We start from the raw sequence: 15,529 nt of genomic DNA on the forward strand, positions 1-15,529 counted from the left end.
CTCAGCTGGCGGCGGCCACCGCCTTCTCGATCCGCCGGGTCCGGGTTTGCGGCCGTTTCGCCTCGACAACGCCGTTGACAAGTTCGCGGCGCGTCGAAAACGACAGTACGTCGAATGCCGCGCGCACCCCGCGGAAACTATCGGCAAATCTGGAGCGAATAGCGAAGCAGGTCGCGAAAATGGTGCGCGCGTCGCCGTTCGACCGCCCGGATCGAGTGTGAAATGGGCCTCAGCGGACCGCTCGAGGTGTGTTAACAAATGTAAACCACCCGAGAACCAGCGGTTTCCAAAGCATCACCGGCAAGTCCCCGAAACACCCTCCGGAGGCCGCATTTCGGCCGGTCAGGGCGGATCCGCCCAGGTCACATCGATGTCTGCGACGTTTCGGGGCAATCCCGCGGTGACTACCACGTTGCGCCGACCTCACAACTCACCATTGGCCAGCGCGCGCTGTGAGAGATTTGTTTGGACGTGCGCCGCGACCTCCTTACAGTCGGTGCAACAGCCCGGTTTAACAGCTCGAAGGGGACGTCGTGGTTAATTCGCGTACTCAGGCTTCCGCGTCCTCCGATTCGGCCGATCGGCAATCCACGGACGCGAGTGACGCACTGCTGCGTCTCGGCAAATATTTCCACCGGGGCGAGGTCTCGACGGACCAGCGCAGCCTGCATCAGGTGGGCGGCCGCACCGCCGACGAGTTCTACCGGGACCGCTGGTCACATGACAAGGTGGTGCGCTCCACGCACGGAGTCAACTGCACCGGATCGTGCTCCTGGAAGATCTACGTCAAGGACGGCGTGATCACCTGGGAGTCGCAGCAGACCGACTACCCCTCGGTCGGCGCGGATAAGCCCGAATACGAACCGCGCGGCTGCCCGCGTGGGGCATCGTTCTCCTGGTACACCTATTCGCCCGCGCGCGTGCGCTATCCGTATGTGCGCGGTGTCCTGCTCGAGCTGTACCGGGAGGCCAAGGAGCGGCTCAAGGATCCGGTGCTGGCCTGGGAATCGATTGTCGAGGATCCAGAAAAGGCCAAGCGCTACAAGTCTTCTCGCGGCAAGGGCGGATTCGTGCGCGCGGAGTGGTGGGAGGCCGCCGAGATCGCCGCCGCCGCACACGTGCACACGATCAAGAAGTACGGACCCGACCGGGTGGCCGGATTCTCCCCCATTCCGGCCATGTCCATGGTCAGCCATGCCGTTGGCGCACGGTTCATTTCGATGCTCGGCGGCTCGATGCTGTCGTTCTACGACTGGTACGCCGACCTGCCGGTGGCCTCGCCGCAGGTCTTCGGCGATCAGACCGATGTGCCGGAGTCGGCCGACTGGTTCGACGCGGGCTACCTGATCATGTGGGGATCGAATGTCCCGGTGACCCGGACCCCGGACGCGCACTACATGACCGAGGCCCGCTACCGCGGTCAGAAGGTCGTGGTGGTCTCGCCCGACTACGCGGACAACACCAAATTCGCCGACGAATGGGTGCCCGCGCGACCGGGAACCGATGCGGCCCTTGCCATGTCGATGGGTCATGTGATCCTGAAGGAATTCTTCGTCGACCGCAGCACGCCCCGGTTCCTCGACTACATCAAGCGCTACACCGACCTGCCCTTCCTGGTGTGTCTCGACGATCCGGAGGGCTGGGACGCCGATGGTGACTACCACCACGACGGCGCACTGCCCGGGAAGTTCCTCACCGCCGCCGACCTCGGCCACACCGACGAGACCGCCGAGCACAAGATGGTGCTGCTCGACGCCGCCGGCAATCCGGTGGTGCCCAACGGTTCTCTCGGCCACCGCTTCACCGAGGGCGACGCGGGCAAGTGGAATCTGGATCTCGAAGGCGTCGATCCGCTGCTGACCCTGCACGATCGGGCCGACCAGCACCCGATCGCGGTGCAGCTGCCGCGTTTCGATACCGATACCGCAGGCGTGGTCGTGCGCGGCGTACCGACGATCACCGTCGCGGGCAAGCGGGTCACCACGGTCTTCGACCTGCTGCTCGCGCAGTACGGAGTGGGGCGCGACGGACTGCCCGGGACGTGGCCGACCGGCTACGACGACGCGTCCGAGCCCTACACCCCGGCCTGGCAGGAGGCCATTACCGGCGTGCCCGCCGCGCAGGCCCAGCGCATCGCCCGCGAATTCGCCGATAACGCCGATAAATCCGGCGGGCGCTCGATGATCCTGATGGGTGCGGGCACCAATCACTGGTTCCACTCCGATCAGATCTACCGCTCCTTCTTCACGCTGACCCTGCTCACCGGCTGCCAGGGCGTGAACGGCGGCGGCTGGGCGCATTACGTCGGCCAGGAGAAGTGCCGGCCGGTAACCGGCTGGTCCACGCTGGCCTTCGGGCTGGACTGGCAGCGGCCGCCGCGTCAGATGCAGGGCACCGTGTTCTGGTACCTCAGCAATGACCAGTGGCGCTACGACCCGTTCACCGCGCAGTCCTTCGCCTCGCCGTTGGGCAGTGGGAAATTCGCGGGCCGCACCGCTGCGGACAATATCGCGCTGGCCAGTCGCCTGGGCTGGATGCCGAGCTATCCGACGTTCGACCGCAATCCGCTGGATCTGGTGGACGAGGCCGAAGCGGCGGGCAAGACCGCGCCCGACCATGTGGTGGACGGGCTGAAGTCCGGGGATCTGCGCTTCGCCTGCGAGGATCCCGACGCGCCGGAGAACTTTCCGCGCTGCCTGACCGTGTGGCGGGCGAATCTGCTCGGATCCTCCGGTAAGGGCAACGAGTACTTCCACAAGCACCTGCTCGGCGCGGATTCCAATCTGCAGACCACCGATGTCGCGGGTGTGCGGCCGCAGGAGCTGGTCTGGCGCGAGGACGCACCGACCGGAAAGCTGGATCTGCTGCTGTCGCTGGACTTCCGGATGACCAGCACCACGCTGTTCTCCGATATCGTGCTGCCCGCGGCCACCTGGTACGAGAAGCACGATCTGTCCTCCACCGATATGCACCCGTTCGTGCACGCCTTCTCCCCCGCCATCTCCCCGCCGTGGGAGGCCAAGACGGACTTCGACGCGTTCCACCGGATCGCGCGCGGATTCTCCTGGATGGCGGAGAAGCATCTGGGCAAGCGCAAGGACATCGTCGCGGTACCGCTACAGCACGATTCGCCGGATGCGCTGGCGCAGGCCGGTGGACGCGTACTGGACTGGAAAACCGGTGAGTGCGAGCCGATTCCGGGCAAGACCATGCCGAAGCTGGTCGTGGTCGAACGGGACTACCCCAAGCTCGCGGAGAAGATGGCCGCGCTCGGACCGCTGATCGATACGCTCGGCGTCACCACCAAGGGCATCACCACCCATCCCGACGAAGAGGTGGCCTACCTCGCCGGTGTGAACGGCACCGTGGTTTCCGGTGTGGCCCAGGGGCGTCCGTCGCTGGCCAAGGACACGCACGCGGCCGAGGCGATTCTCGCCCTGTCCGGCACCACCAACGGCAGGCTCGCGGTCGAGGGTTTCCACGCGTTGGAACGGCGTACGGGCACCGAGCTGGCCGATTTGGCCGCCGAGCACGAGGGCAAGCGAATCACCTTCGCCGACACCCAGTCGCGGCCGGTTCCGGTGATCACCTCGCCGGAGTGGTCGGGCAGCGAGACCGGCGGACGGCGCTACTCCCCGTTCACCATCAATACCGAACGCCTCAAGCCCTGGCACACCCTCACCGGGCGCCAGCACTTCTACCTCGACCACGACTGGATGGCCGAACTCGGTGAGCAGCTGCCGATCTTCCGGCCGCCGCTCGATATGAGCGCGCTGTTCAGCGAGCCAGGGGTGGGGTCCGTCGGTGACAACGGCGTCACCGTCCGGTACCTCACACCGCATTCGAAGTGGTCGATCCACTCGGCATACCAGGACAACCTGCACATGCTGACGCTCTCGCGCGGCGGGCAGACGATCTGGATGTCGGATAAGGACGCGGCGAAAATCGGTGTGGCGGACAACGATTGGATCGAGGCTGTCAACCGCAACGGTGTGGTCGTCGCGCGGGCCATCGTCAGCCACCGGATGCCCGAGGGCACGGTGTTCATGTACCACGCCCAGGACCGCGCGGTGGACGTGCCGCGCATCGAGGGGCTGCCGAATTCGAACGGCAATGGCAACGGATTCGATTGGGCCGCACCGGATAAGCAGCCCGGTAAGGGTAAGCGCGGCGGCATCCACAATGCGCTCACCCGCATCATGATCAAGCCGTCGCATCTCATCGGCGGCTATGCGCAGCAGTCCTTCGCACTGAACTACCACGGCCCCACCGGAAATCAGCGCGACGAGGTCACGACGATCCGTCGTCGCTCGCAGGAAGTGAAGTACTGACATGATCCGACGAGGTCACCACGCTCTGTCCGATGGTCGCTCGCAGGAAGTGGAGTACTGACATGCGTGTCATGGCACAGATGGCCATGGTGATGAACCTGGACAAGTGCATCGGCTGCCACACCTGCAGTGTCACCTGTAAGCAGGCGTGGACCAACCGCGGCGGCACCGAGTACATGTGGTTCAACAACGTGGAAACCCGCCCGGGACAGGGTTATCCGCGGCAGTACCAGGACCAGGACAAGTGGAAGGGCGGCTGGACGCTCAACAAGCGCGGCAAGCTGACCCTCAAGTCCGGCTCGCGAATGAAGCGGCTGCTCAATATCTTCGCCAACCCGGATCTGCCGACGGTCTCCGATTACTACGAGCCGTGGAGCTACGACTACGACAACCTGCTGTCCTCGCCCGCGATGGACACCAGCCCGGTCGCGCGGCCGAAATCGCTGATCACCGGCCAGGATACGAAGATCACCTGGGGCGCCAACTGGGACGACGACCTGGGTTCCGGCCCGGAACAGGTCGGCAAGGACCCGCTGCTGGCCAAGCTGTCGGATCAGGTGAAGCTGGAGTTCGAGCAGACCTTCATGTTCTACCTGCCGCGGATCTGCGAGCACTGCCTCAATCCATCGTGCGTGGCCTCGTGCCCGTCGGGTGCGATCTACAAGCGGTCCGAGGACGGCATCGTGCTCGTCGACCAGGACAAGTGCCGCGGCTGGCGGCAGTGTGTCAGCGGCTGCCCGTACAAGAAGATCTACTTCAACCACAAGACGGGTAAGGCGGAGAAGTGCACGTTCTGCTACCCGCGCGTGGAAGTCGGCATTCCGACCGTCTGCTCGGAGACCTGTGTCGGGCGACTGCGCTACATCGGCGTGATGCTCTACGACGCGGATGCCGTGCAGGCGGCGGCCTCGGTCACCGACACCAAGGATCTGTATCCCTCGCAACTCGGGGTGTTCCTCAATCCGCATGACCCACGGGTGATCGCGGAGGCGGAGCGGGCCGGGATCTCGCCGGAGTGGATCGAGGCCGCGCAGGATTCGCCGGTCTACAAATTGATCGTCGACTACCAGATCGCGCTGCCGCTGCATCCGGAATACCGCACCATGCCGATGGTTTGGTATGTGCCGCCGCTGTCGCCGGTAGTGGATGTGCTCTCCGAGACCGGGCATGATGCCGAGGATGCGTCGAACCTGTTCGGCGCCATCGACGCACTGCGCATTCCGGTCGAGTACCTGGCCGAGCTGTTCACCGCAGGTGAGATCGGGCCGGTGCGAGCGTCGCTGCAGCGGCTCGCGGCCATGCGTTCGTTCATGCGGTCGGTGAATCTCGGTATGGAACCGGATCCTTCGATCGCGCCTTCGGTGCGTTTGGAGCCCGAGGAGATCGAGGCGATGTATCGCCTGCTCGCCATCGCGAAATACGAGCATCGGTATGTGATTCCGCAAGGCGCGACTTCCCAGGCGCACGAACTGGATTCGCTGGCGACCGGGTGCAGCCTGGATACCGATGGCGGGCCGGGCATGACGGCGTTCGACACGATGGTGGAGAAGTTCCACCTCACCGATGCCAATGATGCCGCGCCGGATGCGAAGTCGACCCGGATCAACCTGTTGAACTGGGATGGGCGCAGTACCGAGGGTTTGCTGCCTACCGCGAGCAATGGCAATGGCAACGGGCACGGCGTGAACGGAACCAATGGCTCGGCGAAAAACGGTGCGACCACGAACGGTTCGACCAACGGCGCGACACCGGTGACGAACGGTTCCGCCGCAACGACGCCGACCGGAGCAACCCAATGAACACGACCCGCGCGCTAGTCCTCGGAGGCCAGTGATGGCCCTGCTGAAGGTGCGCCGCAGGCCAGAGCCCGTCGCTGCGCTGTCCGAGCGTGACTGCCGTCTGGTGTGGCGGATCGCCGCCCTGCTGCTCGACTATCCGAGCGAGCAGATGCTGGCGAACGTCGACCAGATCTATGATGCCGCAACACAATTGCCGGACGAGGTAGGTGCGCACCTGCTGGAATTCGTCCACCATCTGCGTGCCACCCCGCCGATCACGCTGGCTCAGCAATATGTCGAAACCTTCGATATGCGACGGCGTTCCAGCATGCACCTGACGTTCTACGCCTACGGCGACACCCGCAAACGCGGCATGGCACTGCTGCGGTTCAAGCACGCCTACCGTCATGCGGGAGTCGAACTCGGTGACGAGGAGTTGCCCGACCACCTGCCGGTGCTGCTGGAATTCGCCGCCACCATCGACCCGATCGGCGGTGAACGGTTGCTCGGCGAGCACGTCCCGGTGATCGAACTGTTGCGACTGTCGTTGGTGGACAACGGATCCCCCTACGCCGGGGTCCTTGCCGCGGTGGTCGCCACACTTCCGCCGCTGACCACCGCGGACCGCCGCCGGATCGCCGAACTCGCCGCCCAGGGACCGCCCGAGGAAGAGGTCGGCCTCGACCCCTTCGCCATGGACCCCTCCCTCTTCGACGGATCGGAGGCCCGCCGATGACCACCACCTTCTGGATGACCCTGCCCTACGTGGCCTTCACCTCGTTCGTGCTGGGCCACCTGTGGCGCTACCGCAACGACCAATTCGGCTGGACCACGCGCTCATCCCAGATCTACGAGAGCCGCCTGCTGCGCCTGGGCAGCCCGCTGTTCCACTTCGGCATGCTCGGGGTGATCGGCGGCCATGTCCTCGGCGTGCTGATCCCGCAATCCTGGACAGACGCGGTCGGCATCTCCGAACACACCTATCACCTGGTCGCGGTCGCGGCGGGTTCGGTCGCCGGAATCGCGGTCATCCTCGGCGTCGGCATCCTGCTCTACCGCCGCGTCACCGTCCCCGCCGTGCGCAAGGCCACCACCCGCAACGACCAGCTCATGTACGTCCTGCTGGCCGCCGCGCTGATCACCGGCCTGCTCAACACCTGGGGCAGCAACCTGCTGTGGGGCACCTACAACTACCGCGAAACCGTATCCCCGTGGTTCCGCAGCCTGTTCACCGTGCACCCGCAGCCCGAGCTGATGGTGGGCACCCCGTGGACCTTCCAACTCCACGGTCTCGTCGTGCTGACCCTCATCGCGATCTGGCCCTACACCCGCCTGGTCCACATGTTCAGCGCGCCCGTCGGCTACCTGACCCGCCCCTACATCGTCTATCGCGCCAAGGAATCCAACGCCCCGGACAAGCGCCGCTACGCCCGCGCCTGGGACGCCCCCGTCACGCCCGAAACCTGGCGCTGACCCCCGAGTTCGGGTCCTCTCACCCGATGCCCCACGGCCCCGCCCTCCCGCATCGGGAGGGCGGGGCCGGTGATTTCCTAGCAAACACGCCCGTCGAATCCCGAGGACACGTAGACGGCCGTGATAGGAATTCGACCCATGTACCAGCTCGTGCGATGCCTGGTTTTCCTGTTCGCGGTCTGCTCCGCGACCATCCCCACCACCGCCGGAGCCGATCCCGGCTCCCAGATCCTCGACGTTCGCCCATTGGGCGGGCGGCAGTTCGAGGTCGTGGTCTATTCGGCGGCGATGGACCGGCCCATCACGCTGTGGATGTCACATCCCGGCTCCGGTGCGCCCGCGCTCTATCTGCTCAATGCGGTCGACGGCGGCGAGGAGGGCGGGCCGTGGATGCGCCGCACCGATGTCGCGGACTTCTTCGCGGATAAGCACGTCAATGTGATCGTGCCGATCGGTGGGCACGCGAGTTACTACACCGACTGGCTCAATGACGATCCCGCCCTGGGCCGCAATAAGTGGACGACCTTCCTGACCCAGGAACTGCCGCCGCTGCTGGAATCGCGTTTCGGCATGACCGGGCGCAATGCCGTTGCGGGACTGTCGATGTCGGCGACCTCGGCGCTGAATCTGGCGATCGGCGCGCCCGGCCTGTATCAGGCGGTCGGTTCCTACAGCGGCTGCCCGCGCACCAGTGACCCAGTAGGCATCGCCAAGGTGTACGCCGAGCTCGCGGTCTTCGGCGCGAATGCGGCCAATATGTGGGGCGCGCCCGGCAATCCGGCCTGGGCCGAGCACGATCCGATGCTGCACGTGGACCAGCTGCGCGGTATGGCGCTCTACATCTCGGCGGGCAATGGCGCTCCCGGCGCGCATGAAAACCTCAACGATGCCGGCATCGACGGCAACCCGGCCCGCCTGGCCGACCGCATGCTGGTCGGCGGCGTGATGGAGACCGTCATCGACAGCTGCACCCGCCCATTCGTGGACCGGCTGGCCGCTGCTGGCGTGCCCGCCGTCGTGAACTTGCGCTCGGGCACCCACGCCTGGACCTACTGGCAGGACGACCTGCACCAGTCCTGGCCGATGTTCGCCGCCGCGATCGGCGCATAGCCGACCGGGCACGCGGGCGATTCGTCAGCGAACTTGTCGGTGCCCTGGTCGACAATGCGGTATGGCATATGACAAGGAGCTCGCCGATCGGATCCGGGAGCTGATCGAGCCCGCGCCCGACGTGGCCGAGAAGAAGATGTTCGGTGGTCTGGCCTTCCTGATCGGCGGCAATATGGCGGTCGCCGCCAGCGGTAAGGGCGGTCTGCTCGTCCGCGTCGACCCGCAGGAGAGCACCACGCTGCTCGCCCGCGAATATGTCGGCGCGATGGTGATGGGCGGTCGGGAGATGAACAACTGGCTGCGCGTCGACGGCGAGGCGGTCGCCGACGACGACGCGCTCGGCGAATGGATCGATCGCGGCGTCACCTATGCGCGCTCACTGCCGCCGAAAAAGGATAAGTAGCGGTTCAGCGGACGAGGCGGCGGAAGGTGAGTTTGTCGAATTGCCGGCCGTATTCATCCACCGCGACCACATCCATTTCGCTGGCGAAGATGCCCGGCCGGACATCGACGCGCAGGAACGAGTAGTTGCGGAACCGCACCCGCGACCAAGGAGCGGCCTCGTCCTGCTTGTCACCGGAGGACGTCCAGACATAGCTGTTCGGGACCGCGGTGTCCGGTAATTCGTGGCCGCGGAAGGATTCCTGCGAACCGGGCTGGAATTCGTAGCGCGCTCGGCCACCGCCGCCGACCGTGTAGTAGACGGTGCCGTCGGTCTCCGGGTAGACGATCGAGTTGTCACCGGCGACCCTGGTCGCGGCGCCGGCGCGGATCGGATCCGTGCGTTCGAAGACGTGATTGTGCCCCTGGAGGACCAGATCCACCTGATACCTGTCGAACAGTCCCGTCCAGGCATCGCGCAGGCCGCCGTCGCTGGCGTGCGCCTCGGTGGTCGAATACGCGCAGTGGTGGAAGAAGCACACCAGGAAGTCGATCTCCGGATCCGCGCGGTAGGCGGCGAGGGTGCGCTCCACCCAACTCGTCTGTGCCCCACCGGAATACCCGGTATTGGCCCGGATCTCATAGGTGACGTCATTGGCGTCGAGCGAGAGCACCGCGACATTGCCGTAGGTGAACGAATACGCCGACGGGCAGCCCGCGGGACCGTTGCCGGGAAAGTCCAGCCGCGCCAGATGGCCGCCGTAGCCGTGCTGTCCGTAGGTCGCTTCCATATCGTGGTTGCCGGTGGTGAACATCCACGGCGTCTCGGCGGCACTGCGCTCGATGGCGCCGAAGTAGACATCCCAAACGTAGGGGTTGTACTTGTCGAAACCGGATCGGAGCTTCGCGCCGTTGGCGACGAATTCGTTCGGGTTGCCGTGGCCGGACGGGTCGGCGTAGGCGATATCGCCGGCGAGGATGTGGAAATCCGGTTTGGCGGCGGCGATTTGGCGCAGCACATTGCTCGCGTGCGGTGCGGTCGGATCGTTATCGGACTTGTAGTGCTTGTCGTCGTAGTCGCCGGGCACGGTGCCCGGCGGCAGCGCCGGGGTGTCCTCGGTGCCCTGATCGCCCATCATGGTGAAACGGAACGGCAGGATGGCACTGCGCGCGCTCGGCATCGCGGGCGCGGCGGTGCGGGTATCGCCGGTGAATCCGTCGGAGGTGCGCCACCGGTAGAAGTGCGGCAGGCGACCGGGCAGGCCGTCGACCGGGGCGTGCACGTAGAACTGTTCGGCCGCGAGGACTCCGTTGTCGGCGGTGGGCACCTGGGTCAGCAGATTGCGCACCTCGGCCTCGATGGTGCCGCCCAGCGCGGGCGTCGGGCCATGGTCCAGAAACACCTTGGTACCGGCCGGTGGCCGGGAGAGCTGACCGGCGAATCGCAGCTGACTTGTCGCGTCCGGGCCGTACCCGACGTGCCGACCGCCGACCGCGAGCTGCGCGTCCTCGGCGTAGGCGCGCCTGCCGAACGGCGAGGCGCCGACCGCCGCGACCGCGGCTGCCGCCGCCGCACCGCGCAGCACATTGCGCCGCGAGACGGCATGGCGGCGTAGATAATTCCGGTGCCACTCGTGCTGCTCGGCCATGGTCATCCGAGCGGCCAAGGCCGCGGGAATTCCGGTATCCGGGAGATCGCCAGCGGGGTTCAGCGCATTCGACGGCACGGCTTCCGATGCTCTACGGCCGCGGCGCATCACGCAACTCGGCACCGCTTCCCAGGCACGAACAGTTCATGAACTCTGCGCCGAGCGGCCTTCGCGAATACCGACCGACTCGATTCGTACAAAACGAACGAATACCCCAGCGGCAGGCACGATCTCGGACCGGCCGCCGCGCAGCACCCTTTTCCGACGGCGTCTCGGTGGATAAGCTGCCGCAATGACGCCATTTGCGCGCGGGGCCATCGCGGCGCTCGTATTGGGCGGTTCGATTGTCGGCGCGACGACCGCCAATGCGACACCCGGCACCGATATCACCGCGGTCACCCTCGGCCAGGCCCAGATCCCCGCCGGACTACTCCCCTTCGTCGCGGGGCGAGATCTCGTCGTCCGCGAAATCACCATCGCCCCAGGCGGTTCCACCGGCTGGCACTACCACGACGGCCCAGTCTTCGGCTTCGTCCGCTCGGGCACCCTGACCCACCCCGGCCCCGACTGCGTAGCCCCGGTCCTGCGCACCGGCGATTTCATCTACGAACCCGAGGGCGCCTGGAACGTGCACATCGGCCGCAACCTCGGCCCCGACCCACTCGTCCTCGACGTCGTCTACGCCCCACCCACCGGTATGCCGCTGTTCCAGGACGCCGACGCCCCGGGTTGCGCTTAGACCGGCCCAGCATTCGACGCACCCGCTTGCCGCGCAGGCGCAAGACCTGACCGCGAAGTCGTTGCGCGGCGCGGGTCCGGCCGTGGCCGACCGAGGATCTCGCCGCCATCGCGGACGCGGATCTCCCGGTGGCGATGACCGCTTGGCGTCTGCCGATCAGCGATGCAATACCTGACGTCGACCCGGCAGATCCGCGAAGTCGTCTCGCGGCACGGGTCCGGCCGTGGCCGACCGAGGATCTCGCCGCCATCGCGGACGCGGATCTCCCGGTGGCGATGATGGCTTGGCGTCGACCGATCAGCGATGCGCGCCGTTGATGTCAGTCGACACCGGACTGATGTCCGGAGCCCGCGCCCTGGGCGCCGAGCTCCAGACCCGCCCTCCTACTGCGTAGCCGTTGACGTCGTAACGGTCGTAGTCGGCGACGAAGTTGTCGTCGGCGCATCCGTGGTCGGCGCAACCGTGGTCGTGGTCGTGGGTGCCGCACTGCTGGTTGTCGTGGGGTGAATCGGTTCGGGACACTTGCCGTCTCGTTCACCGATGCTGTTGATCTCGGCGTTGGGCCGTGGATCGCCCGCGTAGTTGATCTTGTCGGTGCACTTGACATAGTCGGGCGTCGGAGCGGGATTGCTCGTTGTGCCACAGAAGGTCACGCCACAGGTGTCCGTGCCACCTGGTGCCGGCTGAGCTTCGGGAGGTGCGCCGCAGACAATGATTCCGCAGTTGTCGGTGCCGCCCGGGGTGACCGGCTGCGCGGCTGTCTGTCCGGTGCCCGCTCCGCCTCCACTGCCCGGATTTCCCCCACCGGGATTGCCCGGTGCCGTGGTGGTGGCCGGGGGCGTCGTCCTCGATGCGCTGATCGAGGTGACCGTCGCCGTGCCCGAGTGCGGCGCGGCGGAATCCTGCTTGTCGGCCGTGCACGCGGTCACGATCAGCACCGGCGCCACGACGCCCAGCACCAGTCCGGTGCCGACGCGCCATCGGCGCCCCTTGCCCAATATCTGCATGATCCGCACGGTCTCTCCTCCTGCGCCTGCCGCCTGACCCGAAAAGGACAGACGCGCAATGGGTCTGGTGAATTTGGACGGTCGTCCGATACCCCCTCGCTAGTCGTCGGATGATCCCCGGTTGTTACGGACCGCGAAAATCACCGGTCGCTCCGACCTCCGGCCGCACACAAGGTAGACTCGAACATAAGTTCGAATCGAGGGGTTGGAGATGCGGACGCTGCGTCCTGCCGAGATCGCCGGATTGCTGGCGAGCGATATCGTCGCGCACCTGGCCACGATCGACGCGGCCGGATATCCGCATGTCACGCCCATCTGGTTCCTGTGGGATCAGCATGCCTTCCGGCTCACCAGTTGGGCCGGGCGTCCGCATTTGCGGCGGATCCGGGCGAATCCGCGGGTCGGGTTGGTAATCGACCGGGAGGTGGTCGGCCGGCGCGCGGATGGTCAGCGGCCGAACCGGCAGGTCCGGATCATCGGCGATGCCGAGTTGACCGTCGACCCGAATGGTGTCTGGACCCAGCGCATCTGGGAGAAGTACGGCAACGAATCGGCGCTGGCGCAGCAGGATCGCGCGCGGGTGCTGATCACCATTACTCCCGATCGGTTCGTCGCCCTCGCGAGCGTCTGAGTCCGCCGCGAAAAAATTCTCGAGAAAATCCGTGGCGATACGTCGAAGGTGTCCGATCGGCTCCGACCAACGGATGACAGCAGGTCATCGACAACCCAAGGAGCCCACCATGTCGGTCAACACATTCCTCTGGTTCGCCAGCGACGCCGAGGAAGCCGCCACCCGCTACACCGCGCTGATCCCCAACTCCCGCATTGTCGAGGTCAACCGGCACCCCGACGGTTCGGCCTTCATCGTGTCCATCGAACTCGACGGCCACCCCTACACCCTGATGAACGGCGGCCCCGGCCACCCGTTCACCGATGCCGCCTCGATCCAGGTCGTGGTCGAAACCCAAACGGAGGTCGACCGACTCTGGGACGCCCTGGTCGACGGCGGCGAACCCGGTCCGTGCGGCTGGCTGACCGACCGCTACGGCCTGTCCTGGCAGGTCGTCCCAGCGACGCTGCTCACCCTGATGAACGGCGCGAACCCCATCAAGACCGCAGCTGCCGCGACAGCGCTGCGGTCGATGTCCAAGCTCGATATCAAGGTTCTGCAGGACGCGTACGACAACGCCTGAGACCGGACACCTCGTCTGATAGCCGGGCACCCGACACATCGGCTACGAAAAGGGATGCCCGGCTACGTCGGCGGAGGGCGGGTGGGTGGTGCGGGGGTTCAGCGCGCGATGCGTGAGCAGCACCCCCTTCGTCGTATCCGACGGGTAGATCAGATACGCCGGATGGCCGGGCCGTAGCGCCCGCGCCCGGTCGATATCGTCGATCGGAGTGGCGGGACGACGCGCGGCTCGCCCGGCGGCGGCGGAATCATCGAACATCAGCCAGTCGATGCCGTGTCGGGGCAGATCCCGTCTGACGGATGCGACCGTAATCCCCTGTCGTGCACCGGAATCCGCGATCACCGTCGCGATCCGGCAAGACGGCTCGGTCGGGTCGACCGGAACGAAACACGCTCCGGTCTTGGCGACCGCCCAGAGCGCCAGCCCGGATTCGACCGGCCGCGACAGCGCTGCCACCACGAACTCGCCCGGTCCCGCACCACCGGCCATCAACTCACGCGCCCATCTGGACGATTCCTCGTCCAACTCCTGATAGGTCATCGTGCGCGCACCGTCACGTAGGGCGACCGCATCCGGAACAGTGCCCGCGCGTAGGAGTTCGGGCAATAAGACCGTCGGACCGGTATCGGCCGCTACCGCGGTGTTGTCGTCGGCTCCCGTCACAACGCCTCCCCGGGTATTTCGGAAAGCCTGCCGCTGAAACATCCACGAGCCAACCTACGGCACTACCGATCCGAGACCGCGGCATTCCACGCCCGCCGGGATGTCGCCGTCGTAAGACGCGATCAGGACACCTCCGCGAGATCGGTCGCGGTGAGTCCGGATCTCGCCGCGGCCCGGGACCGCGACGATCCGTACCGATCAGGACGCCGAAACCACCTCCGCGAAGACGGCGTCGAGGTCGCTGGCGGTGACCCCGAACGTACCCCGAATCGCCGCATCGTCAACGGTGAACTTCCGGTGCGACATGTGATAGGTCTCGAACAACTCGACCCAGAACGGGTCGGCGAGGCCGAGCAGGGTCAGTTCGCGCTCGGTCATCACCTCGAGACGCGGGTTCGGGGCACCGGCCGTTTCCGCGAAGCGCTCCGCGGCGGCGCGCACGGTGCTGGTAATGGTCGGGGCGAGCCAGGCACGGCCCCAGGCGTTTTCGCTGCGCGCGACCGCGACCAGAGCGTCGGCGGCATCGCCGGTCGCGGTGTAGGGATGCGGCAGGTCCAGGTCCTGCGGGACCAGAGCGAGTTGGCCCGCAAGCACTTTCGGCTGCACCACCAGCGAGAACAGCGATACCGCACCGGGGCCGAGGAATTGGCCCGCCCTGACCTCGGTGACCCGCACCCGCCCCGCATCGTGCGCCGCCTTGGCATCGAGCCACATCTGCGCGCGCACCCGCCCCTTGGGGCCTTTGGCCGCCAACGGTGTGTCGTCGGTGACCACGCCGTCCACCGGGCCGTAGCCGTAAAGGTTGCCGAGCATGACGTAATTCGCGCCGGCCTGCTCCGCGGCCGACAGTATCGCGCCGAACAGCGGCGGTACCGTCTCCGGCCAGGTGTGATAGGCGGGCATCGCGGTATTGAATAGGGTGTCCGCGCCCTTGACGAGGTCGGCGAGCGCGGTCGTGTCCACGGCATCGGTTGCGATCAGCTCGATTTCGGGATGTTCGGGGCCGGTCCCGCTGCGGCTGATCATCCGTACCTGGTCGCCGGATTCGGCCAACCTGACGGCGGTTGCCGAGGCGGTGGCGCCGCGGCCGATGATGACATGCGAAGGCATGCGACTTCCCTTCTGAGACAAGGTGATTCACGCGATCTGAGCCGGTTGCCGATCGCGTGCCGTCAACATTGCCCGGCATGGGAGCGTTAGACTAG

At 66.3% G+C, this 15,529-nt stretch carries 15 protein-coding genes; 10 read left to right on the top strand and 5 right to left on the bottom strand.

Annotated features, from left to right (window positions below):
- Position 1: 1 nt before the first annotated feature.
- Positions 2–127, bottom strand: a complete 126-nt coding sequence (locus ACHQ4I_RS13185; protein WP_420771997.1) for a YdeI/OmpD-associated family protein — start codon at positions 125–127, stop codon at positions 2–4.
- A gap of 406 nt (positions 128–533) precedes the next feature.
- Here ACHQ4I_RS13185 and ACHQ4I_RS13190 point away from each other — a divergent pair, with 406 nt between their 5' ends.
- The 6 genes from ACHQ4I_RS13190 to ACHQ4I_RS13215 all read left to right on the top strand — a co-directional run bounded on the left by ACHQ4I_RS13190 (position 534) and on the right by ACHQ4I_RS13215 (position 9,095).
- On the top strand, positions 534–4,331 hold the full coding sequence (locus tag ACHQ4I_RS13190; protein ID WP_420771998.1) for a nitrate reductase subunit alpha: 3,798 nt from the start codon (positions 534–536) through the stop codon (positions 4,329–4,331).
- A gap of 71 nt (positions 4,332–4,402) precedes the next feature.
- Positions 4,403–6,130 (top strand): nitrate reductase subunit beta, encoded by a 1,728-nt coding sequence (gene narH / locus ACHQ4I_RS13195; RefSeq protein WP_420772673.1) that lies wholly within the window; start codon positions 4,403–4,405, stop codon positions 6,128–6,130.
- A 34-nt stretch (positions 6,131–6,164) separates the two neighbouring features.
- Positions 6,165–6,845, top strand: a complete 681-nt coding sequence (gene narJ, locus ACHQ4I_RS13200) for a nitrate reductase molybdenum cofactor assembly chaperone (RefSeq protein ID WP_420771999.1) — start codon at positions 6,165–6,167, stop codon at positions 6,843–6,845.
- On the top strand, positions 6,842–7,582 hold the full coding sequence (gene narI / locus ACHQ4I_RS13205; protein WP_420772000.1) for a respiratory nitrate reductase subunit gamma: 741 nt from the start codon (positions 6,842–6,844) through the stop codon (positions 7,580–7,582). Before narJ ends, narI begins: the two co-directional genes overlap by 4 nt.
- 138 nt (positions 7,583–7,720) lie before the next feature.
- A complete protein-coding gene (locus ACHQ4I_RS13210) occupies positions 7,721–8,692 on the top strand; it encodes an alpha/beta hydrolase (protein ID WP_420772001.1) in 972 nt (323 codons plus the stop codon).
- A gap of 61 nt (positions 8,693–8,753) precedes the next feature.
- Entirely contained in the window at positions 8,754–9,095 is a 342-nt protein-coding gene (locus ACHQ4I_RS13215; RefSeq protein ID WP_420772002.1) for a TfoX/Sxy family protein, read from the top strand.
- 4 nt (positions 9,096–9,099) lie between these two features.
- Here the strand turns inward: ACHQ4I_RS13215 and ACHQ4I_RS13220 are convergent, their stop codons facing one another.
- A complete protein-coding gene (locus tag ACHQ4I_RS13220; RefSeq protein WP_420772003.1) occupies positions 9,100–10,800 on the bottom strand; it encodes a metallophosphoesterase family protein in 1,701 nt (566 codons plus the stop codon).
- Positions 10,801–11,014: 214 nt separating this feature from the next.
- Between ACHQ4I_RS13220 and ACHQ4I_RS13225 the strand changes: the two genes are divergently transcribed.
- A complete protein-coding gene (locus ACHQ4I_RS13225) occupies positions 11,015–11,461 on the top strand; it encodes a cupin domain-containing protein (protein ID WP_420772004.1) in 447 nt (148 codons plus the stop codon).
- Between the two features lie 297 nt (positions 11,462–11,758).
- On the opposite strand, the gene ACHQ4I_RS13230 is transcribed toward ACHQ4I_RS13225, so the two are convergent.
- A complete protein-coding gene (locus ACHQ4I_RS13230) occupies positions 11,759–11,983 on the bottom strand; it encodes a hypothetical protein (RefSeq protein ID WP_420772005.1) in 225 nt (74 codons plus the stop codon).
- Between the two features lie 189 nt (positions 11,984–12,172).
- Between ACHQ4I_RS13230 and ACHQ4I_RS13235 the strand changes: the two genes are divergently transcribed.
- The 3 genes from ACHQ4I_RS13235 to ACHQ4I_RS13245 all read left to right on the top strand — a co-directional run bounded on the left by ACHQ4I_RS13235 (position 12,173) and on the right by ACHQ4I_RS13245 (position 13,661).
- Positions 12,173–12,505, top strand: coding sequence for a hypothetical protein (locus tag ACHQ4I_RS13235; RefSeq protein ID WP_420772006.1), 333 nt, complete (start codon positions 12,173–12,175; stop codon positions 12,503–12,505).
- 174 nt (positions 12,506–12,679) lie between these two features.
- Positions 12,680–13,099, top strand: coding sequence for a pyridoxamine 5'-phosphate oxidase family protein (locus tag ACHQ4I_RS13240; protein WP_420772007.1), 420 nt, complete (start codon positions 12,680–12,682; stop codon positions 13,097–13,099).
- Between the two features lie 109 nt (positions 13,100–13,208).
- On the top strand, positions 13,209–13,661 hold the full coding sequence (locus ACHQ4I_RS13245) for a VOC family protein (protein WP_420772008.1): 453 nt from the start codon (positions 13,209–13,211) through the stop codon (positions 13,659–13,661).
- Between the two features lie 42 nt (positions 13,662–13,703).
- Here the strand turns inward: ACHQ4I_RS13245 and ACHQ4I_RS13250 are convergent, their stop codons facing one another.
- Together ACHQ4I_RS13250 and ACHQ4I_RS13255 are read right to left on the bottom strand one after the other, a co-directional pair.
- A complete protein-coding gene (locus ACHQ4I_RS13250) occupies positions 13,704–14,324 on the bottom strand; it encodes an AMP-binding protein (RefSeq protein ID WP_420772009.1) in 621 nt (206 codons plus the stop codon).
- Positions 14,325–14,522: 198 nt separating this feature from the next.
- The gene (locus tag ACHQ4I_RS13255) at positions 14,523–15,434 is read right to left on the bottom strand and encodes an NAD-dependent epimerase/dehydratase family protein (protein ID WP_420772010.1); all 912 of its coding nucleotides are present in this window, start codon (positions 15,432–15,434) and stop codon (positions 14,523–14,525) included.
- Positions 15,435–15,529 lie beyond the last annotated feature (95 nt).

The sequence above is a fragment of the Nocardia nepalensis genome, from assembly GCF_048910785.1.
Taxonomy (GTDB): Bacteria; Actinomycetota; Actinomycetes; order Mycobacteriales; family Mycobacteriaceae; genus Nocardia; species Nocardia nepalensis.